This is a genomic window from Pseudomonas sp. SDO5591_S426, from assembly GCF_054070755.1.
In genome coordinates this window covers 1-17,656 of sequence record NZ_JBSVXD010000049.1, presented here as the reverse complement: position 1 = coordinate 17,656, position 17,656 = coordinate 1, and the positions used below count along the sequence as shown (strand labels likewise).

At 58.6% G+C, this 17,656-nt stretch carries 21 protein-coding genes; 20 read left to right on the top strand and 1 reads right to left on the bottom strand.

Features of this window, described 5'->3' with window-relative positions; all coding sequences use genetic code 11:
• Window positions 1-506 precede the first annotated feature (506 nt).
• From rluC to ACW9JC_RS12730, 3 genes are read left to right on the top strand one after another with little or no spacing between them, the layout of a single operon-like run.
• Window positions 507-1,469: a 23S rRNA pseudouridine(955/2504/2580) synthase RluC gene (rluC, locus tag ACW9JC_RS12740; RefSeq protein ID WP_150704486.1), complete on the top strand. Its 963-nt coding sequence runs from the start codon at window positions 507-509 to the stop codon at window positions 1,467-1,469.
• Complete coding sequence (locus ACW9JC_RS12735) at window positions 1,456-2,118, top strand: HAD-IA family hydrolase (RefSeq protein WP_457455219.1); 663 nt, start codon at window positions 1,456-1,458, stop codon at window positions 2,116-2,118. Before rluC ends, ACW9JC_RS12735 begins: the two co-directional genes overlap by 14 nt.
• 24 nt (window positions 2,119-2,142) lie before the next feature.
• The gene (locus ACW9JC_RS12730; protein ID WP_448106758.1) at window positions 2,143-3,132 is read left to right on the top strand and encodes a S49 family peptidase; all 990 of its coding nucleotides are present in this window, start codon (window positions 2,143-2,145) and stop codon (window positions 3,130-3,132) included.
• 87 nt (window positions 3,133-3,219) lie between these two features.
• Here ACW9JC_RS12730 and ACW9JC_RS12725 read toward each other — a convergent pair whose 3' ends face one another.
• Window positions 3,220-3,798, bottom strand: a complete 579-nt coding sequence (locus tag ACW9JC_RS12725) for a Maf family protein (protein WP_457455218.1) — start codon at window positions 3,796-3,798, stop codon at window positions 3,220-3,222.
• 105 nt (window positions 3,799-3,903) lie between these two features.
• Between ACW9JC_RS12725 and ACW9JC_RS12720 the strand changes: the two genes are divergently transcribed.
• From ACW9JC_RS12720 to ACW9JC_RS12640, 17 genes are all read left to right on the top strand, one after another.
• Window positions 3,904-4,431 carry a YceD family protein gene (locus tag ACW9JC_RS12720; protein WP_007942001.1) on the top strand — a complete coding sequence of 176 codons (528 nt, stop codon included), beginning with the start codon at window positions 3,904-3,906 and terminating at the stop codon, window positions 4,429-4,431.
• 13 nt (window positions 4,432-4,444) lie between these two features.
• Entirely contained in the window at window positions 4,445-4,627 is a 183-nt protein-coding gene (gene rpmF, locus ACW9JC_RS12715; RefSeq protein WP_003179396.1) for a 50S ribosomal protein L32, read from the top strand.
• A gap of 4 nt (window positions 4,628-4,631) precedes the next feature.
• Window positions 4,632-5,642, top strand: a complete 1,011-nt coding sequence (gene plsX / locus ACW9JC_RS12710; RefSeq protein WP_457455217.1) for a phosphate acyltransferase PlsX — start codon at window positions 4,632-4,634, stop codon at window positions 5,640-5,642.
• Window positions 5,643-5,767: 125 nt separating this feature from the next.
• Window positions 5,768-6,706: an ACP S-malonyltransferase gene (gene fabD / locus ACW9JC_RS12705; RefSeq protein WP_457455216.1), complete on the top strand. Its 939-nt coding sequence runs from the start codon at window positions 5,768-5,770 to the stop codon at window positions 6,704-6,706.
• Window positions 6,707-6,722: 16 nt separating this feature from the next.
• A complete protein-coding gene (gene fabG / locus ACW9JC_RS12700) occupies window positions 6,723-7,466 on the top strand; it encodes a 3-oxoacyl-ACP reductase FabG (protein WP_130206769.1) in 744 nt (247 codons plus the stop codon).
• A 191-nt stretch (window positions 7,467-7,657) separates the two neighbouring features.
• A complete protein-coding gene (gene acpP / locus ACW9JC_RS12695) occupies window positions 7,658-7,894 on the top strand; it encodes an acyl carrier protein (RefSeq protein WP_003175607.1) in 237 nt (78 codons plus the stop codon).
• A gap of 109 nt (window positions 7,895-8,003) precedes the next feature.
• Complete coding sequence (gene fabF / locus ACW9JC_RS12690; protein ID WP_448106762.1) at window positions 8,004-9,248, top strand: beta-ketoacyl-ACP synthase II; 1,245 nt, start codon at window positions 8,004-8,006, stop codon at window positions 9,246-9,248.
• Window positions 9,248-10,069 (top strand): aminodeoxychorismate lyase, encoded by an 822-nt coding sequence (gene pabC / locus ACW9JC_RS12685; RefSeq protein ID WP_457455215.1) that lies wholly within the window; start codon window positions 9,248-9,250, stop codon window positions 10,067-10,069. The genes fabF and pabC overlap by 1 nt, the downstream gene beginning before the upstream one ends.
• Window positions 10,066-11,316 carry an endolytic transglycosylase MltG gene (gene mltG, locus ACW9JC_RS12680; RefSeq protein WP_457455214.1) on the top strand — a complete coding sequence of 417 codons (1,251 nt, stop codon included), beginning with the start codon at window positions 10,066-10,068 and terminating at the stop codon, window positions 11,314-11,316. Before pabC ends, mltG begins: the two co-directional genes overlap by 4 nt.
• Window positions 11,317-11,335: 19 nt before the next feature.
• Window positions 11,336-11,968, top strand: a complete 633-nt coding sequence (gene tmk, locus ACW9JC_RS12675; protein WP_338585317.1) for a dTMP kinase — start codon at window positions 11,336-11,338, stop codon at window positions 11,966-11,968.
• The gene (locus ACW9JC_RS12670) at window positions 11,961-12,947 is read left to right on the top strand and encodes a DNA polymerase III subunit delta' (protein WP_457455213.1); all 987 of its coding nucleotides are present in this window, start codon (window positions 11,961-11,963) and stop codon (window positions 12,945-12,947) included. The genes tmk and ACW9JC_RS12670 overlap by 8 nt, the downstream gene beginning before the upstream one ends.
• Before the next feature lie 42 nt (window positions 12,948-12,989).
• Window positions 12,990-13,346, top strand: a complete 357-nt coding sequence (locus ACW9JC_RS12665; protein ID WP_448106767.1) for a PilZ domain-containing protein — start codon at window positions 12,990-12,992, stop codon at window positions 13,344-13,346.
• Window positions 13,347-13,361: 15 nt separating this feature from the next.
• Window positions 13,362-14,147 (top strand): TatD family hydrolase, encoded by a 786-nt coding sequence (locus tag ACW9JC_RS12660; RefSeq protein WP_457455212.1) that lies wholly within the window; start codon window positions 13,362-13,364, stop codon window positions 14,145-14,147.
• 342 nt (window positions 14,148-14,489) lie between these two features.
• A complete protein-coding gene (locus ACW9JC_RS12655) occupies window positions 14,490-15,128 on the top strand; it encodes a TetR/AcrR family transcriptional regulator (protein WP_034149949.1) in 639 nt (212 codons plus the stop codon).
• A 138-nt stretch (window positions 15,129-15,266) separates the two neighbouring features.
• Complete coding sequence (locus ACW9JC_RS12650; protein WP_338585321.1) at window positions 15,267-16,235, top strand: GTP 3',8-cyclase MoaA; 969 nt, start codon at window positions 15,267-15,269, stop codon at window positions 16,233-16,235.
• Between the two features lie 195 nt (window positions 16,236-16,430).
• Window positions 16,431-17,039 (top strand): DUF4823 domain-containing protein, encoded by a 609-nt coding sequence (locus ACW9JC_RS12645; RefSeq protein WP_338585322.1) that lies wholly within the window; start codon window positions 16,431-16,433, stop codon window positions 17,037-17,039.
• Between the two features lie 16 nt (window positions 17,040-17,055).
• Window positions 17,056-17,616, top strand: coding sequence for a DUF1285 domain-containing protein (locus ACW9JC_RS12640; protein ID WP_457455211.1), 561 nt, complete (start codon window positions 17,056-17,058; stop codon window positions 17,614-17,616).
• The last annotated feature ends 40 nt before the right edge of the window (window positions 17,617-17,656 follow it).

The window sequence follows — 17,656 nt, the reverse complement described above, 5'->3', positions numbered from 1 at the left end:
GCGGCTGTGGACGAGATGAAGCGTCTTGATAAAGCCTATTGCTACACAGTCCAGCGGTTGTGCATCTCCACCCTACACGTATCCCTGATAATTCGGGTGCTGCCGCGCGCAGAATCCGCAGCGGGTTGGCATTTACCGTGAGCTCCGAAAGGGGGAGGTCACGCATCATGGCTAATTTAGGCGTTGTTTCCGAAGCGTTCGCTCGGGGTCATTCGCAGCTGACTGCACTTTGTGAACTGGCCGTGAATATTTGCTCGTAAAGCGAGTGAAAAACTCTGCTTTGCGGCTTGATTCAGGCCTCATGTCACCTGCGCTCGTTACACCTGCAAACTCCACCGTTACGTAGCGAAAGCCCCGTAGGACGGCCTCGCATCCTGGTGAATTGCGTTGGTCAGGGCCGGTTTTTGACCGTTGGTCCGCTGTCCAGCCGCTTTTGGCGGCGTTCGCGACTATAGCAGCAATGATTAAGTGCTTCAATTCCATAAAAAATTGTTATCATCCGCGCCATGACGACTACTGCCCCTTCGACCCCAGGCGTACAACTGCTTGAGGTCTCGCCGGAATATGCCGGCCAACGTATTGATAATTTCCTTCTCGCTCGGCTCAAAGGCGTGCCCAAGACCTTGATTTATCGCATTTTGCGCAAAGGCGAAGTGCGGGTGAACAAAGGCCGGATCAAGCCCGAATACAAGCTGCAGGCGGGCGATATCGTGCGCGTCCCGCCGGTTCGCGTGCCTGAGCGGGACGAGCCGGTGCCATTGGCTCAAGGCCTGCTGCAGCGCCTGGAAGCCTCGATTGTCTTTGAAGACAAAGCGCTCATCGTGATCAACAAGCCTTGCGGTATCGCTGTTCACGGCGGCAGCGGCTTGAATTACGGCGTCATCGAAGCCTTTCGTCAGTTGCGTCCCGATTGCAAGGAGTTGGAGCTGGTTCACCGTCTCGACCGTGACACCTCCGGCCTGCTGATGATCGCCAAGAAGCGCAGCATGCTGCGTCACTTGCACACAGCCTTGCGCGGTGACGGCGTCGATAAGCGTTACATGGCGCTGGTTCGCGGTAATTGGGCGTCCTCGATCAAGCAGGTTCGCGCGTCGCTCGGCAAGAGCAATCTGCGCTCCGGCGAGCGTATGGTTGAGGTCGACGAGGAGGAGGGTAAGGAGTCTGTGACCGTATTCAAGGTCCTGCGTCGTTTTGGCGACTTTGCCACCTTGATCGAAGCCAAACCGATCACCGGCCGCACTCACCAGATTCGTGTGCACACCTTGCACGCCGGGCACTGCATTGCCGGCGACACCAAATACGGCGATGACGATTTCAGTAAGGAAATCCGCGATCTGGGCGGCAAGCGCCTGTTCCTCCACGCCTACATGCTGACCGTGCCACTGCCCGATGGTGGCGAACTGAAGCTTCAGGCGCCGGTCGATGAGATGTGGGCCAAAACCGTGGAGCGCTTGAGTGCACCCATCTGATTACAAGCTGCTGATTTTCGATTGGGATGGCACGCTGGCCGATTCCATTGGTCGGATTGTCGAGGCGATGCACGTGGCGTCCGAGCGATCCGGTTTTCAGCTGCGCGATGATTTTGCCGTCAAGGGCATCATTGGGCTGGGTTTGCCGGAAGCCATCCGCACGCTATACCCGGAAATCAGCGATGCCGAGCTGATCGCCTTTCGCGAGCACTACGCCGATCACTACATCGCCTCGGAGGCTGTGCCTTCGCCGTTGTTCGAAGGTGTGGTCGAGTCGATGGAGGCGTTTCGTGCCGAGGGTTATCACCTGGCGGTCGCAACGGGCAAGGCCCGGCGCGGGTTGGATCGGGTGCTGAAGGCGCACGGTTGGGCGGAGTATTTCGATATCACCCGTGCCGCCGATGAAACTGCCAGCAAGCCGCATCCGCTGATGCTCGAGCAGATCCTCGCCCATTGCGAGGTTCGTCCGGAGCAGGCGTTGATGGTTGGCGATTCATCCTTCGATTTGCAGATGGCGCGCAATGCCGGTATGGATTCGGTCGCGGTCAGCTACGGTGCTCAATCGATCGATGCGCTGAAGCAGTTCGAGCCGCGGCTGGCCATTGATCGCTTTTCAGAATTGCATGCCTGGCTGAGTCAGCGGGCTTAATACGTTTTTGCTGGAGTAGAAGGTATGGCCGACGAATGGAAAGCGCCCGCCAAGGCGAGCGCAGAGAACGGTGACGAAAAAAGCTGGAAGCTATTGGAAAAGACCCTGCTGGCCAGTGTGCAGGAACAGCGTCGCTCCCGACGCTGGGGGATTTTCTTCAAGCTGCTGACCTTTGTGTACCTGTTTGGCGCGCTGTTGCTGTTCTCGCCGCTGATGGACATGGAAAAAGCCGCAACCCGCAGTGGCAATTACACCGCACTGATCGACGTCACCGGCATGATCGCCGACAAGGAGCCGGCCAGCGCCGACAATATCGTCGGCAGCCTGCGTGCCGCTTTCGAAGATAAAAAGGTCAAGGGCGTCATCCTGCGCATCAACAGCCCGGGCGGCAGTCCGGTGCAGTCGGGTTATGTCTATGACGAGATTCGTCGTCTGCGTGGCTTGCACCCGGACACCAAGCTCTATGCGGTGATTTCCGATCTGGGCGCTTCTGGTGCCTATTACATCGCCAGTGCGGCTGATCAGATCTATGCCGACAAGGCGAGCCTGGTGGGCTCCATTGGTGTGACGGCGGCCGGTTACGGTTTTGTCGGCACCATGGAAAAGCTGGGTGTGGAGCGTCGCACCTACACCTCGGGCGAGCACAAATCGTTCCTCGATCCGTTCCAGCCGCAGAAGCCTGAAGAAACCGCCTTCTGGCAAGGCGTGCTCGATACCACGCACAAGCAATTCATCAATAGCGTCAAGCAAGGTCGGGGTGATCGCTTGAAGGACAAGGAGCATCCGGAGCTGTTCTCCGGGCTGGTCTGGAATGGTGAACAGGCATTGCCGCTGGGATTGATCGATGGTCTGGGTAATGCCAGTTCGGTTGCGCGAGATGTGATTGGCGAAAAAGAACTGGTGGATTTCACTGTTCAGGAATCGCCGTTCGATCGCTTCTCGAAAAAACTGGGTGCCAGCGTGGCTGAGCATCTGGCGATGTGGATGGGGTTTAACGGTCCATCGCTGCGCTAAATCTGTTGGATGGATCAAAAGATCGCAGCCTTCGGCAGCTCCTGCACAATCTCTGTAGGATCTGCCGAAGGCTGCGATCTTTTGCTTTCAGGGTATCTGCACGTTTTCTGCGAGCAGCATGTCGATCAGGCGAATCAGCGGCAGGCCGACGAGGCTGGTGGCGTCAGGGCCTTCGGTGCTTTGAAACAGGCTTACCCCCAAGCCTTCGGCCTTGAAGCTGCCAGCGCAGTCGTAGGGCTGTTCGGCGTGCAGGTAGCGCTCGATGCGTTCGGCGTCCAGTGTGCGCATGTGGACGGTGAAAGGTACGCAGTCGACGTGGCAGTGGCCAGACTCGCTGTTGAGCAGTGCCAGACCGGTCAGGAACGTTACGCTGGCGCCGCTGGAGGCCAGCAGTTGTTCGCGGGCCTTTTCGAAGGTGTGGGGTTTGCCGATGATCCTGTCACCGAGCACGGCGACCTGGTCAGAGCCGATGATCAGATGGACTGGGTGAGTGCCGGCCAGCGCCCGTGCTTTTTCCTCGGCGAGGCGTTTTACCAGATCAATGGCAGACTCGTCCGGACGACGGCTTTCGTCGATATCCGGTGAGCTGCAAGTGAATGGCAGCCGCAGGCGGGCCAGTAATTCCCGGCGATAAACCGAGCTGGAAGCGAGTAATAAAGGCAGCATGCGCAACTCCAAATGACAGGCGCGAATTCTAGCGAGGCTTCCAAGTGACGGACAGGGCTGAATTTCCTTTGACATGGGCGGGTGCATCCCTATAATGCTGCGCCTATGTTGAATGACCCGATTCCACCTCACGTTGACCCGCGCAAATTGGCTGATCGTGGCACCACCCTTCAAGGTGAAATGCTGCTGGCCGATTTGGAGAGACTCTGCGACCCGCTTTCCGACAATGTCGGTACGGTGCAGGCTAAATTCGTTTTTGAACGAGATGAACGTAAATCTGTGGTAATTCACAGCTTTATCGACACCGAAGTCAAAATGGTTTGCCAGCGTTGTCTTGAGCTGGTCACCCTGCCGATCCATAGCGAATGCAGTTATGCTGTGGTGAAGGAGGGTGCGAATACCCAGTCGTTGCCGAAAGGTTATGACGTGCTGGAACTGGGCGAAGATCCATTGGATCTGCAGTCACTGATCGAGGAGGAGCTTCTGCTCGCCTTGCCCATTGTGCCTGCTCATCATCCGGAAGAATGCCAGCAGCCGGCGGGAGCAGATGAGCCCGAACCGAGCGAGGACGAGGTAACGCGGTCCAACCCGTTCAGTGTATTGGCGCAGTTAAAGCGTGACCCAAACGTTTAGGAGTTAATCAATTATGGCTGTTCAGCAGAACAAAAAATCCCGCTCTGCCCGTGACATGCGCCGTTCGCACGACGCTCTCGAGGCTAGCACCCTGTCTGTAGAAAAAACCACCGGTGAAGTTCACCTGCGTCACCACGTATCGCCAGAAGGCGTATACCGTGGCCGTAAAGTGATCGACAAGGGCGCTGACGAGTAATCACTTGTCCGCTCAAGTCATCGCGATTGACGCAATGGGCGGGGACTTCGGTCCCCGCAGCATTGTTCAGGCCAGCCTTGCTTGCCTGTCTGCTACACCCTCGCTGCACCTGACCCTCGTCGGTCACCCCTCCCTCCTTGAAGAATTGATCGCTGGCCAACCGGCTGTGGATCGCGCGCGCCTGACGATTGCTCCGGCGTCCGAAGTCATCACCATGGACGAAAAACCTGCCCAGGCCCTGCGCGGCAAGCCTGACTCCTCGATGCGCGTGGCGCTTGAGTTGTTGCGTGACGGCAAAGTCCAGGCGTGTGTCAGTGCCGGTAATACCGGGGCGCTGATGGCGTTGTCACGTTTCGTGCTCAAGACCTTGCCGGGCATCGACCGGCCAGCCATGGTCGCGGCGATTCCGACGCAGAAAGGCTATTGCCAGTTGCTCGATCTGGGTGCGAATGTCGATTGCAGTGCCGAGCACCTGTTGCAGTTTGCCGTGATGGGCTCGGTTGCAGCAGAAACCCTCGGCATCGTCCGCCCGCGTGTGGCCTTGCTGAATATCGGCACCGAAGACATCAAGGGCAATCAGCAGGTCAAACTGGCTGCAACCTTGTTGCAACGAGCGCGTGGTATCAACTACATCGGCTTTGTCGAAGGTGATGGTTTGTACCGTGGCGAAGCGGATGTGGTGGTGTGTGACGGGTTTGTCGGCAATATCCTGCTCAAGTCCAGCGAAGGCCTGGCGACCATGATTGCCGGGCGTATCGAGGCATTGTTCAAGAAAAGCCTGCCGTCACGCATGGTGGGTGCATTGGCCTTGCCGCTGATGAAGCGCTTGCAAGCCGATCTGGCGCCGGCGCGGCATAACGGAGCGAGTTTCCTCGGGTTGCAGGGCATTGTGGTAAAAAGTCACGGTTCTGCCGGGGTTCAAGGTTTCCAGAGTGCAATTTCCCGAGCCTTGATCGAGATTCAGGAAAATCTGCCGGAGCGTATACACGGTCGTCTGGAGGATTTGTTGCTTTAGGCGTTTTCGTCGGACAATGCTTAAATGTGACCGCTTAGTTCAATTGGCCATCCAACTGTCAGTTTCTTGCGTCCCCAAAGCGGGACACTAATTCTTCGACGACAAGATCATTAGGGGCTTGTTACATGTCTGCTTCCCTCGCATTCGTCTTTCCAGGACAGGGTTCGCAGTCCCTCGGCATGCTGGCCGAGTTGGGCGCGCAACATCCGGTTGTCCTTGAAACATTCAAAGAAGCCTCCGATGCTCTGGGTTACGACCTGTGGGCACTGACCCAGCAAGGGCCGGAAGAGCTGCTCAATCAAACCGATAAAACCCAACCGGCCATTCTGACCGCTTCGATCGCCCTGTGGCGTCTGTGGCTGGCGGAAGGCGGCGCGCGTCCGGCGTATGTTGCCGGCCACAGCCTGGGTGAATACAGCGCACTGGTTGCCGCTGGCAGCCTGAGCCTCGGCGACGCAGTGAAACTGGTCGAGCGTCGTGGCCAGTTGATGCAGGAAGCCGTTCCGGCCGGGCAGGGCGGCATGGCCGCGATCCTCGGTCTGGACGATGCTGATGTGCTGGCAGCCTGTGCCGAAGCGGCCCAAGGCGAAGTGGTCAGTGCCGTCAACTTCAACTCCCCAGGCCAGGTGGTTATCGCCGGTGCCAAGGCTGCGGTCGAGCGTGCCATCGAAGGCTGCAAGGCGCGTGGCGCCAAGCGTGCCTTGCCGTTGCCGGTCAGCGTGCCTTCGCACTGCGAGCTGATGCGTCCAGCCGCCGAGCGTTTCGCCGAATCGATCGCCGCGATCGACTGGCAGGCGCCGCAGATTCCTGTGGTGCAGAACGTCAGTGCCGCCGTGCCTGCCGATCTGGAAACCCTTAAGCGCGATCTGCTTGAGCAGCTCTACAAGCCAGTGCGCTGGGTTGAATCCGTCCAGGCGCTGGCAGCCAAAGGCGCGACCAATCTGGTCGAGTGTGGCCCGGGCAAAGTGCTCGCCGGTCTGAACAAACGCTGCGCCGAAGGCGTATCGACTTCCAACCTCAATACCCCAGACGCCTTCGCTGCCGCCCGTGCAGCGCAGGCCTGAATCAGGAGAAACTTGCATGAGTCTGCAAGGTAAAGTTGCACTGGTCACCGGTGCAAGCCGTGGCATCGGCCAGGCTATCGCCCTGGAACTGGGTCGTCAGGGCGCCGTCGTCGTTGGTACCGCGACCTCCGCTTCGGGTGCCGAGCGCATTGCCGCCACCCTGAAGGAAAACGGTATTCAGGGCACTGGCCTGGAACTCAATGTCACCAGTGATGAGTCCGTAGCGGCAGTCCTGGCGAGCATTCAGGAGCAGTTCGGTGCGCCGGCGATCCTGGTCAACAATGCCGGCATCACCCGCGATAACCTGATGATGCGCATGAAAGACGACGAATGGCATGACGTTGTCGATACTAACCTGAACAGTCTGTTCCGCCTGTCCAAAGGCGTTTTGCGCGGTATGACCAAAGCCCGTTGGGGACGAATTATCAGTATTGGCTCGGTTGTGGGTGCCATGGGCAACGCAGGCCAAGTAAACTACGCTGCCGCCAAGGCCGGTCTGGAAGGTTTCAGCCGTGCACTGGCGCGTGAAGTCGGTTCGCGTTCGATTACGGTAAACTCGGTGGCCCCAGGGTTCATCGACACCGATATGACCCGTGAACTGCCCGAGGCACAGCGTGAAGCCTTGCAGGCGCAGATTCCGCTGGGTCGTCTGGGACAAGCTCAAGAGATCGCGTCTGTGGTCGCTTTTCTTGCCTCTGACGGTGCGGCTTACGTTACTGGGGCTACAATCCCGGTGAACGGCGGGATGTACATGAGTTAAATGTGACGGATTGCTTCAAAAAAATGTCATACGAGCTGTCTAAAATCCGTTATAAAGCTGCAATCTATTTATAGGCAGAGGGTCACCGGGTTTGAGGAGTGAAGCTTTCAGTTGAAAAGCTGAAAAGTCTTTCTATACACTTACCCACTGGCCAGCTGCCTGAATTTGTCCATTAGGAGTGAAAACAAGGTATGAGCACCATCGAAGAGCGCGTCAAGAAAATCGTTGCCGAGCAACTGGGCGTTAAAGAAGAAGAAGTGGTCAACACTGCTTCCTTCGTTGAAGACCTGGGTGCTGACTCCCTTGACACCGTTGAGCTGGTGATGGCTCTGGAAGAGGAATTCGAGACCGAAATCCCTGACGAAGAAGCTGAGAAGATCACTACTGTACAAGCTGCAATCGACTACGTTACTAGCCATCAGGCGTAATAGTTTGTAATCGTTGCTCGCTGTCATGGAAAAACCGCACTGCCATCATGGCGTGCGGTTTTTTCTTTAGGCCTGATGCAAAGTCGTCATTTGAAAAAAGGAGAGTGCTGTGTCGCGTAGACGCGTCGTAGTCACCGGTATGGGTATGTTGTCGCCACTGGGCACGGATGTGCCGAGCAGCTGGCAGGGCATTCTGGCTGGCCGCAGTGGCATTGGTCTGATCGAACACACCGACCTTTCTGCCTATTCCACCCGTTTTGGCGGCTCGGTAAAGGGCTTCAATGTCGAGGAATACCTGTCGGTCAAGGAAGCTCGCAAGCTCGACCTGTTCATTCAGTACGGTCTGGCCGCAGGTTTTCAGGCAGTGCGCAATTCCGGTCTGGAAGTCACCGACGCCAACCGTGAGCGCATTGGCGTGGCCATGGGGTCGGGTATTGGCGGACTGACCAATATCGAAGAAACCAGCCGCACGCTGCATGAGACCGGCCCACGACGGATTTCTCCGTTTTTCGTGCCTGGCTCGATCATCAATATGATTTCCGGCTTCCTGTCCATCCATCTGGGTGCACAGGGGCCCAACTATGCCATCGCCACGGCGTGTACCACCGGTACGCACTGCATCGGCATGGCTGCCCGCAACATCATGTACGACGAAGCCGACGTGATGATCGCCGGCGGCGCCGAAATGGCTGCCTGCGGCCTGGGCATGGGCGGCTTCGGTGCCTCCCGCGCCTTGTCGACCCGCAATGACGAGCCGACCCGCGCCAGCCGTCCATGGGACAAGGGCCGTGATGGCTTCGTACTGTCCAACGGTGCCGGTGCACTGGTTCTCGAAGAACTGGAGCACGCCAAAGCCCGTGGCGCGACCATCTACGCCGAATTGATCGGCTTCGGCACCAGTGGTGACGCTTACCACATGACGTCGCCACCCGCCGATGGCGCCGGTGCTGCCCGCTGCATCACCAATGCCCTGCGCGATGCCAAGATCAATGGCGACCAAGTGCAGTACATCAACGCCCACGGTACGTCGACGCCTGCAGGCGACCTCGCTGAGGTCAACGCGATCAAATCGGTGTTTGGCGAGCATGCCTACAAGGTGGCCGTCAGTTCGACCAAGTCCATGACCGGTCACCTGCTGGGTGCGGCCGGCGCCGTTGAAGCGATCTTCAGCGTGCTGGCGATCAACAGCCAGGTGGCGCCACCGACCATCAACCTCGATGAGCCGGACGAAGGCTGCGACCTCGATTTCGTGCCGCACACTGCGCGCAACATGGATATCGATGTGGTCCTGTCCAACTCCTTCGGTTTTGGTGGCACCAACGGCTCGCTGGTGTTCCGCCGGTTCGCAGGCTGATGGACTGCTGGGTCGACGGTCAACCGGCTGACGCGCTGTCGCTGAAGGATCGCGGCCTGGCTTACGGTGATGGTCTGTTCGAGACCATCGCTGTGCGTGATGGCTTTCCGGTGCTGCTGGACCGGCATCTGTCGCGTCTGGCAGGTGGTTGTTCGCGATTGCGGATCGCCACCGATCACGAGCTGATTCGAAATGAAGTGTTGGCCTACGCCGCTGCATTGGGTGACGGGGTACTGAAGCTAGTCCTCACTCGCGGCGACGGCCTTCGCGGCTATGCACCTGATCCTGCGGCCCAGGCGCGACGTATTCTGCAAGGCAATCCTCCCGCTGCTTATCCTGCCGTACATGGTGAGCGGGGCATTCGCCTGTTCCCTTGTGCAACACGGCTCTCCAGTCAACCGCTACTCGCCGGCCTCAAGCACCTCAATCGTCTGGAGCAGGTCATCGCCCGTTCCGAATGGCAAGACTCCGACCATGCCGAGGGCTTGATGCTCGATCATGCCGGTCGGGTCATTGAGGGCGTGTTCAGCAATCTGTTCCTGGTGCGCGATGGCGTGTTGGTGACGGCGGATCTGAAGCGCTGTGGAGTGGCGGGTGTGATGCGTGCCGAATTATTGTTTCAAGCCGAGTCACTTGGCATCCCCGTGCAAATCGCCGACATCCCTCTGGAACAGCTGCAATGGGCCGATGAAGTCTTTGTCTGCAACAGCGTGTATGGCGTTTGGCCGGTGCATGCCTGTGCCGCACTGAGCTGGCCGGTTGGGCCGCTCACCCGTAAACTCCAAACCATTGCCCGCGCGCTACTGGATCTTGATACGTGAGACGTAAACTCTTGCTGCTGCTGGAAACCGGATTGGTTCTGGCAGGGCTGATGTTGGGTGCTTCTGCCTGGAAAATTCATTCGGCACTGGTGCAACCGCTGAATATCACGCAGGAAGAACTGCTGGAGGTGCCGAAGGGCACCACTCCGAACCGCACCCTTTTGCGAATGGAAGCCGATGGCGTCATCAAGGACGCGTTCTGGCTGCGCGTCTACTGGCGCTTCAACCTGCCTAAACAGCCGCTGCACAGCGGCGAATACCGCATGACACCCGGCATGACCGTCGAAGGTCTTATCGACCTTTGGAAGCGCGGGGAAATGGTGCAATACAGCCTGACCCTGGTCGAAGGCTGGAATTTCCATCAAGTCCGTGCGGCCCTGGCCAAAGAAGAAAAAATCGAGCAAACCCTGAACGGCCTGAGCGACAGTCAGGTCATGGACAAGCTCGGCCATGCCGGGATTTTCCCTGAAGGGCGATTCTTCCCGGACACTTACCGCTTTGTGCGGGGCATGAGCGACGTCGAGCTGCTGAAGACGGCTTACGATCGTCTCGATGAGGTCCTTGCCAAGGAGTGGAATCAGCGTGCAACCGATTTGCCGTATAGCGGACCTTATCAAGCGCTGATCATGGCCTCGCTGGTCGAGAAAGAAACCGGCGTGCCGCAGGAGCGCGGGCAGATTGCCGGTGTGTTCGTGCGGCGCATGGCGATCGGCATGCTGTTGCAGACCGACCCGACGGTGATCTATGGCCTGGGTGATCGCTACAACGGCAAGCTGACCCGCGCTCATCTCAAGGAAGCGACCCCTTACAACACTTACATGATTTCCGGCTTGCCGCCGACCCCGATTGCCATGGTCGGCCGCGAAGCCATCCACGCTGCGCTGAATCCGGTGGAGGGCAGCAGCCTTTACTTCGTGGCTCGCGGTGATGGCAGCCATGTGTTCTCCGATGATCTGGATGCCCACAACAACGCTGTGCGAGAGTATCAACTGAAGCGTCGCGCCGATTACCGCTCCAGCCCGGCACCTGTTACCGCGCCGGAAACGCCGCAAGCTCCGGTTGAAGAATCTCAGTCTGTGGAATCTCAGCCTGAGCAAGATCATGCTGAGCAGGGCCAGGCGCCGATCCCGGCCGCATCACCGGACACCGCTCCCGAGACTGTGCCGCAGATGCCGCCGCAAGAACCTGCGCCTGAGCCTGCACCAACACCCGCACCGGAAGCCGCCGCGCCGCAAAACTCGCAATGACTCTGACTAAGGACTGCCTGTGACTGGCTTGTTTATTACGCTGGAAGGCCCGGAAGGCGCCGGCAAAAGCACCAATCGTGAATACCTGGCCGAGCGCCTGCGCGCCGCCGGTATCGAGGTGGTGCTGACCCGCGAACCGGGCGGTACGCCGTTGGCCGAGCGCATTCGTGAAGTGCTGCTGGCACCGGTCGATGAAGTGATGAATCCGGACACCGAGTTGCTGTTGGTGTTTGCGGCACGTGCCCAGCATCTGGCCGAGGTGATTCGCCCGGCGCTGGCCCGTGGTGCGGTGGTCTTGTGTGATCGTTTCACGGATTCGACCTATGCCTATCAGGGTGGCGGTCGCGGGTTGTCGCTGGAGCGTATCGCGGCACTGGAAACCTTTGTGCAGGGCGATCTGCGTCCCGACCTGACGCTAATTTTCGATCTGCCGGTAGAAGTCGGCCTGGCCCGCGCCAGTGCACGTGGTCGCCTTGATCGCTTCGAACTCGAAGGCCGGACCTTTTTCGATGCCGTGCGCAGCGCTTTCCTCAAGCGCGCTGCAGCGGAGCCAGCGCGATACGTGTTGGTCGACGCCGCGCAGCCGCTGGCGCAGGTTCAGCAATCCCTGGATGCCTTGTTGCCACGCCTGCTGGAGTTGACCCGTGGCTGAAGCCTATCCGTGGCAGGACAGTCTCTGGCAGCAACTGGCCGGTCGAAAGCAACATGCACATGCCTATTTGCTGCATGGCCCGGCCGGCATCGGTAAACGGGCGCTGGCCGAGCGCCTGATGGCCAGCCTGCTGTGCCAGCGTCCGACCGCGCAAAATGCCTGTGGCGAATGCAAATCCTGCCTGTTGCTCAAGGCCGGCAGCCACCCCGATAACTACATCCTGGAGCCGGAAGAAGCCGACAAGGCGATCAAGGTCGATCAGGTTCGGGATCTGGTCAGCTTCGTGGTGCAGACCGCGCAACTGGGCGGGCGCAAAGTGGTGCTGATCGAGCCGGTCGAGTCGATGAACATCAACGCCGCCAATGCCTTGCTCAAAAGTCTTGAAGAACCGTCCGGCGACACAGTATTGCTGCTGGTCAGCCACCAGACCAGTCGTCTGTTGCCGACCATCAAGAGCCGCTGCGTGCAACAGGCCTGTCCGCTACCGAGCGAGGCGATGAGCCTGGCGTGGCTGGCCCAGGCACTGCCGGACTGCTCGCAAGAGGAGCGTGTCGAGCTTCTGACCCTGGCCGCCGGTTCGCCATTGGCCGCGGTCAATCTGCACGCCCAAGGTGTGCGTGATCAACGCGCGCAGGTGGTCGAAGGCGTGAAGAAGCTGCTCAAGCAGCAACAATCGCCGACACAACTGGCCGAAGGCTGGAATGCGATTCCGTTGTTACTGTTGTTCGACTGGTTCTGCGACTGGTCGAGCCTGATCCTGCGCTATCAGTTGACCCAGGACGAAGAAGGGCTCGGATTGACGGACATGCGCAAGGTGATTCAATACCTGGCGCAGAAAACCGCTCAGGACAAACTCCTGAATATCCAGGACTGGATCCTCGCCCAACGCCAGAAGGTGTTGAGCAAAGCCAACCTCAATCGGGTGTTGTTGCTGGAGGCCCTGTTGGTGCAATGGGCGTCCTTGCCTACCCAGAGGTGATCGTCTGCGCCTAGACTCTGTGCATCAGCAGTGGAGGTCAGCATGAATGAACCCGTCAGCCCCGGCCCGCGCAACGGTATTTTGTCCCTGACCATCAAGGACAAGTCCGTGCTTTACGCGGCCTACATGCCGTTCCTCAAGAATGGCGGCCTGTTTATCCCGACCAACAAGAGCTACAAGTTGGGCGATGAGGTATTCATGCTGCTGCACTTGTTTGACGAGGCGGAAAAGATCCCGGTGGCCGGCAAGGTCACCTGGGTCACCCCCAAAGGCGCCCAAGGTAACCGCGCCGCCGGGGTCGGCGTACAGTTCAACGAAGGCGACAACACAGCGCGCAGTAGAATCGAAACCCATCTGGCCGGAGCGCTGAAGTCCGACCGTCCCACTCATACGATGTAAGTTGCAGCCATTTTTATGCTCGTAGATTCCCATTGTCACCTTGATCGCCTTGACCTCGCCGCCCATGACGGCTCGCTGGATGCCGCCCTCGATGCGGCGCGCCAGCGTGGAGTGGGGCACTTTCTGTGTATTGGTGTCAGCGCAGACAATGCCGCCGACGTCAAAGCGCTCGCTGAAAAGTATGACGACGTGGACTGCTCGGTCGGCGTGCATCCGCTGGATGTACAGCCGGGGGCGGCGCCCGCGCTGGACTGGCTGTTGCACGAACTCAATCATCCGCGAGTGGTGGCCATCGGCGAAACCGGTCTGGATTACCACTACGAGCCGGAAGCGGCAGAGTTGCAGCAAGAGTCCTTCAGATTGCATCTGCAAGCGGCGCAGCAGACCGGCAAACCGGTGATCATCCATACCCGTGGCGCCCGCGCCGATACCCTGAATCTGCTGCGCGACGCGGCGCTGCCCCAGGCCGGCGTGCTGCATTGCTTTACCGAAGACTGGGACATGGCGAAAGCCGCGCTGGACATGGGCTATTACATCTCCCTGTCCGGAATTGTCACTTTCCGCAATGCCGACGCGTTGCGCGATGTGGCGAGCAAGGTGCCGGCCGACCGCTTGCTGGTGGAAACCGATTCGCCGTACCTCGCGCCGATCCCGCACCGAGGCAAGCCGAACCTGCCGCAGTACGTACGCGAAGTAGCGGAATTTTTGGCAATGTTGCGAGGTGAGTCCTACGAGCGATTTGCCCAGCAAACCACCGAAAACTTCAAGCGGTTGTTCCCGCTGGCACATGTGAAAGGTTAAATCCTAGGCAAAAAAAACCCGGGTTCTGGGGGGTGAATCCGGGTTAAGACCATTAGGAGTAAAACAATGGTACGCGGTCCGTTGGTACCAATATCGGCGCAACACTTGGGGGAGATGTCTCGCCGACAGTTCAAGTATTGATCAGTATTTCGCCGAGTCCAGTTTGTCGGCCCCGGTTTTTAAACAAATTTGGAATACGGGCGCTTCAGAAGAGTTCTCATCAACCTGCTTGCGTGCGCGAAATGACCAGAAACAACAGATATGGTCGGATGATCCGTGCATTTTTGCGTAATTTAGGCATAATACGCGGCTTCGAATTTTGACCCCTACAGACCTTTTCTTATGCATAAAGAACCTCGTAAGGTCCGTGAGTTTCGTCGCCGCGAGCAAGAAATTCTCGATACCGCGCTAAAGCTGTTCCTCGAACAAGGTGAAGACAGTGTCACCGTCGAGATGATTGCTGATGCCGTCGGTATCGGCAAAGGCACGATCTACAAGCACTTCAAGTCCAAGGCCGAGATCTACCTGCGCCTGATGCTCGACTACGAGCGTGATTTGAACGAGCTGTTGCACTCGGCTGACGTCGACAAGGACAAGGAAGCCCTGTCCCGCGCCTACTTCGAATTCCGCATGCGCGATCCGCAACGCTATCGCTTGTTCGATCGCCTGGAAGAAAAGGTGGTCAAGGGTAACCAGGTACCGGAGATGATCGAGGAGCTGCACAAGATCCGTGCCTCGAACTTCGAACGCCTGACCCTGCTGATCAAGGGCCGGATCAGCGAAGGCAAGCTTGAAGACGTGCCGCCATACTTCCATTACTGCGCGTCCTGGGCGCTGGTGCACGGTGCCGTGGCGCTGTATCACTCGCCGTTCTGGAGCAATGTGCTGGAAGATCAGGAAGGTTTCTTCCAGTTCCTGATGGACATCGGCGTGCGCATGGGCAACAAGCGCAAGCGTGACACCGACACCCCGAGCAGCTGAGCCATTCAGCCGCCTTATTGCGCCATTATTTCGCTACATGGCGCAGTACCGCAGGAATATACTCAGGCATGGGACTTGCTAAAACTTGATTTGTGAGTCAAGTTTTAGCGGTCCGAATATTCTTCCGCCGGAGTGATCATGATCGTTGACCGTCAAGGCAGGCGTTTTCGCAATTTGCGAGTCAGCCTGACCTCAGCCTGCAATTACGCGTGTACCTACTGCGTGCCCAACGGCAAGCGGCTGGTGGCTGCGCAGGATGAGTTGTCGGCCGAGGCGATGGCGCGCGGTGTGGCCTATCTGATCGAAGCCGCAGGCATCGAACGCCTGCGCATCACCGGCGGCGAACCGCTGGTGAGTCCAAAGCTCGAAACCTTCATGACCGCCGTCGGGCAGATGGGCCTGCAAGACATCAGCCTGACCACCAACGGTCAATTGCTGGCGAAAAAGCTGCCGCTACTGGTGGATGCCGGCATTCGGCGCATCAACGTTTCCCTCGACACCCTCGACGCCAGTGCATTTCGCAGCATCGCCCGTGGCGGCGATCTGGCGACGGTGCTCGACGGCATGGAGCAGGCCCGCGCGGCCGGCATGAAGATCAAGGTCAACATGGTGCCGTTGCGCGGTCAGAACCTCGATCAGGTGATGCCGCTGCTTGATTACTGCCTGGAGCGCGGCTATGAACTGCGCTTCATCGAACTGATGCGTATGGGCCATCTGGCAAGCGACTCCAACGCGTTCCTGCAACAGTTCGTCAGCCTCCAGCAGTTGCTGAGCCTGATCGGCGAGCGCTACGAGTATCTGCAAGCTGATGCGCCGGTTGATGCCACAGCGGTGCGCTACGAGATCCCGGGGCTTGGGCATTTCGGCGTGATTGCCAACGAAAGTGTGCCTTTCTGTCGTACCTGTTCACGGCTGCGCCTTTCTTCCACGGGGTGGCTGCATGGCTGCCTGTCGTCGAGTAACCGACACTATGTCGGCGATCTGCTCGACAAGCCGCGTCATCAGGCTTTGCCGGCCTTACAACGACTGCTGGTGAAAGCCTTGGGCGACAAGCAGGAAGTGGCGTTCTCCGGTGGCGCGACGGTCATGAAAATCATCGGCGGTTGAACCGGTCTCATCGCGGGCAAGCCTTGCTCCTACAGGATTTGCGAGTGATCGCTGATTTGTGATCGACTCGAATCCTGTAGGAGCAAGGCTTGCCCGCGATGGTGTTTGATCAGGCAACATTATTCTTGAACTGGCGCAAAAGCTGCATCCAACGGCCATTCGCCGGTTTTCCGTCACCGGCCTCTGGAGGATAGGATGCGTAGCCTGGTTTTGCTGCTGGCCGTTATGGCGCTTGGTGGCTGCATGAATGTCAGCGATATGGCCGAAGGGACTCGCTACCATATGAGCGATGCGGGCTTGTTGGATCACAGCGACAGCCGCCGCGTGAACAACCTGCGCATTCAGCCGGACTCGTTCGTCTACATCGCCCAGGGTGCCTTTGTGCCGCCCGGCAGTGCCGTTTACCCGCGTCCCAATGTGATCGCCGAAGTCGCCTTCGATGGTTTTGTCGAATATTTCCCGATGGTCCGCCGCGCCCGTACGCCGGAAGGCCTCGACCAGGCCATGAGCGAAGCCCGTGCCGTGGGTGCTCATTACTTGCTCTATACCCGTTTCGCCAAGTCTGATGACCGCATCGGTAACTCGGATGAATGGCTGGATCAGGAAGCCGTGGATCGACTCGGCATCGATACCGGCGTGATTCAGATCATGTTGATCGAGACCAGCACCCAGTATTTGATTGATACTGCACGTATCAAGAGTCGTGGCGGTTTACTGACGTTCCACGATGAAAAGCCAGAAGACCTGATGGGCCCGCCGCTGGAGCAATATGCTCGCAGCCTGTTGGGGCTCAGCGACCAGTAATTTCAAGGAGAACGCCATGAGTGGCCCGCAAAAAGCCAACGACCTGCTGGGGCAAATCCCCAAGACCAAAGGCTTGCCACCGGTCCACTTGTGGAACCCCGACTTCTGCGGCGACATCGACATGCGCATTGCCCGCGACGGCACCTGGTATTACCTGGGCACGCCGATCGGGCGCAAGCCGATGGTCAAGCTGTTCTCCACTATCATTCGCCGCGACGGCGATGATTATTTCCTCATCACGCCAGTCGAGAAGGTCGGCATCAAGGTCGATGACGCACCGTTTGTGGCGATTGCCGTGGACGTGGAGGGCGAGGGCGAGGCGCAGGTCTTGCGTTTCACCACCAACGTTGATGAGAACGCTGAAGCTGGCGTCGAGCATCCCATTCGTGTGGTGATCGATCCGGACAGCCAGGAACCAGCGCCCTACGTGCATGTGCGCACCAATCTCGAAGCGCTGATCCATCGCAATGTGTTCTATCAGTTGGTGGAGCTGGCGGTGAGCCGGGAGATCGATGGGCAGCGATGGCTCGGTGTCTGGAGTGGCGGCGAGTTTTTCCGTATCGGCCTCGAACCCTGAAAAGATCGCAGCCTTCGGCAGCTCCTACAGGAGAATATTT